This window comes from Streptomyces sp. NH27 (assembly GCF_056859195.1).
Window position 1 is genome coordinate 1 of record NZ_JACEGK010000884.1, and the last position, 1,624, is coordinate 1,624.

Annotated in this window: 3 protein-coding genes; 2 read left to right on the forward strand and 1 reads right to left on the reverse strand. The window is 73.2% G+C overall.

Annotation, left to right across the window (positions count from 1 at the left end):
- Positions 1 to 135 precede the first annotated feature (135 nt).
- On the reverse strand, positions 136 to 870 hold the full coding sequence (locus tag AC13HU_RS36765) for a TetR family transcriptional regulator (protein WP_483046340.1): 735 nt from the start codon (positions 868 to 870) through the stop codon (positions 136 to 138).
- Between the two features lie 103 nt (positions 871 to 973).
- Between AC13HU_RS36765 and AC13HU_RS36770 the strand changes: the two genes are divergently transcribed.
- Both AC13HU_RS36770 and AC13HU_RS36775 read left to right on the forward strand, forming a co-directional pair.
- Positions 974 to 1,126 (forward strand): hypothetical protein, encoded by a 153-nt coding sequence (locus AC13HU_RS36770; RefSeq protein ID WP_483046341.1) that lies wholly within the window; start codon positions 974 to 976, stop codon positions 1,124 to 1,126.
- Positions 1,127 to 1,198: 72 nt separating this feature from the next.
- Entirely contained in the window at positions 1,199 to 1,531 is a 333-nt protein-coding gene (locus tag AC13HU_RS36775; RefSeq protein WP_483046342.1) for a DUF4190 domain-containing protein, read from the forward strand.
- Positions 1,532 to 1,624 lie beyond the last annotated feature (93 nt).

Consider the following 1,624-nt stretch of genomic DNA (forward strand, 5'->3'; position numbering starts at 1 on the left):
GCGTTCGTACCGACTCCAAAAGGCCCTGTGCGCCCCCTCGCGCCCGACTTCGGAGGGCTCGGGGCCGTGCTGTCGTGTCGCACGGTCCCGTACTCCGCCCATGTGCTGGCCTGCTCCTTTGCGGTGTCGACCGGGTCAGTCCGGTTCCGGGTCGAGCCAGTGCCTGCGGCCCACGCTGATGATCCGCATCCGCAGCCGGGCCGCGTGCATGATCCGCCGCCGTACGGCCGCGTCGTCGGGCGGCGCCTCCATGAGTTCCCACGCGGTCATCACCATGTGGTCGACATAGAGCCCGGCGAGCACATGCAGTTCGGCCGCGGACCAGCCGGCCGATGAGGGCTGCGCGGCCAGGCCGGCGGCCACCTCGTCGGTGAAGCGGCCGAGTTCGGCCGCGATGGCCTCCCGTACGGTCCGCACTCCGCCGTGCCGCTCGCGCGCGATGAAGCGGATGTGCGGGCGGTGCTCGTCGACGTAGGCCGCGGTGATGGCGACGGTGCGCTCGATCAGGGCGTCCGGCGCGGAGCCGTCGGCGCCGTCGGCGAGCATCGCGCGGACCGCGTCGTGCAGGCTGCCCAGCGCCTCGCCGACCAGGGCGACCCCGAGGCCGTCCATGTCCGGGAAGTGCCGGTAGAAGGCGGCGGGGGAGACGCCCACCTCCCGGGTCAGCTCGCGCAGGCCCAGGCTGCTGAGGTTCTGGTGCTCCAGCAGGCGCAGGCCCGCGTCGAGCAGCGCCTGCCGCGTCTGCTGCTTCTGGGCCTGGCGGACGCCCGGTTGGTGCCCTTCGGGGGGCGGCTGCGCGGCAACAGCAGCCCGCGCCACGCGAGTTGGCCGAGCCGCCCCGGTCCCGGGGGCGTCGGAAGTGTGACTCATGTCATTCAGTAAACAACCGTTCGCCGACTTTGGCCACCGTACGCTGGAGAAGTCAGTGAACAACTGTCATCTGAAATCTCAACTCGCTGGAGGTGCAGCAGACATGAGCCTCGTCGTCCTCCTGCTGGGGATGGGCATCCTGATGGGTGCCGCCGCCCATACCTCGCTCACGGTCTTCACCGTCCTCGCCGCCGCCATCGCGGCCTGGCTGCTCGGTTTCGCCGTCCGCGAGGGCCTCGCCCGCCGCCACCGCTGAGCGGGCCGCCCGTCCGCCCGGCACCGCCCGATCGGCGGTCCGGAAGAACCCACCGTTTCCGAGAGGAACACCGTGAACACCGCAGCGCACCCGGTCGACGCCGGCTCCTCGGCCGCGCGCACGACCGGCGGCACCCCTGCCGCCCCGGCGGCCTCCGCCGTCACCCGCAACGTCCGTGACGCCGACGGGATGGCCGTCGCGTCCTTCCTGCTGGGCCTGCCCGGCCTGCTCGTGCTGAATGTCGTCCTCGGCCCGGCCGCCGTCGTCCTCGCGCTCGTCGCGTTCGCCCGCGGCACGCGCCGCCGCGGCCGCGCGGCCCTCGGCCTGGCGCTCGGCGTCGCCGGCCTGGCCATCATGGTCACGGTCACCATCGCCAACCACGGCGTCATCTGGTCCTTCACCTGAATCTGGTCCTTCACCCGAGCGGCCGCGCGGCCCGGCCGTCCGCCCGCCGGGTTGGCCCGGTCGCCCCGGGCCATCGCAACGGCCCGCCCCTCG

Bases quoted from the DNA above. Each gene is read 5' to 3' on its own strand.
- AC13HU_RS36765 (WP_483046340.1), bottom strand. From the start codon at position 870: ATGAGTCACACTTCCGACGCCCCCGGGACCGGGGCGGCTCGGCCAACT.
- AC13HU_RS36770 (WP_483046341.1), top strand. From the start codon at position 974: ATGAGCCTCGTCGTCCTCCTGCTGGGGATGGGCATCCTGATGGGTGCC.